The 577-nt window shown below is 42.5% G+C and carries 1 protein-coding gene; it reads right to left on the reverse strand.

Translation table 11 applies throughout. The features are described from left to right. Positions 1 to 126 precede the first annotated feature (126 nt). Positions 127 to 552: a hypothetical protein gene (locus ELS82_RS25820; protein ID WP_134837844.1), complete on the reverse strand. Its 426-nt coding sequence runs from the start codon at positions 550 to 552 to the stop codon at positions 127 to 129. Positions 553 to 577: the final 25 nt, after the last annotated feature.

Below are 577 nucleotides of genomic sequence, written 5' to 3' on the forward strand. Positions count from 1 at the left end.
CTAACGCCCTGTTAAGGGGTGAGCAACGCCATACCAAAGCCGCTGCATACCACCTTAAACACTAAAACCAACGCATAGTAAAAATGCCACGCGTTGCGAATCCCTCTTGAACAGTTTGTTATGTGTTTACTCAAAGTAACCCTCGGAAGCAATTGCAACCGATTGAAAGTACAACCCTTCACCTTCTTCTAAGTCAGGAAGAGTTGGACGCCAGAAAGATAACTGAAGCTCTTTAAATACGTAGCTATAGCCCAACTCTGGATCAGAATGGTCATAGTTACCTTCTAGCTGAATTCGTTCGAGCACTTTAGCCGCTAATGTCGTATGCACATCAAAGCCAAGCAATGTCGTTGAAAACAACTCAGACCCAGCGGCTTCAATGAACTCAACTCTTCCTTCATTATCAAAATCTACCATGAGACCGTCTAAAAAATGATGGCGATGTCCATAGATGCAATCAGGAGTTCCGATAACATTGTTCACTTCAGTTTCTGTCATACCGAGCTTAACTGGGCCGATTGAGTTTCCTAGTTGAATTTCGAAAATTTCCATTTTTATCCTAAAAACACATAACGCC

It is taken from the genome of Vibrio ouci, assembly GCF_004551525.1.
GTDB classification, from domain to species: Bacteria; Pseudomonadota; Gammaproteobacteria; order Enterobacterales; family Vibrionaceae; genus Vibrio; species Vibrio ouci.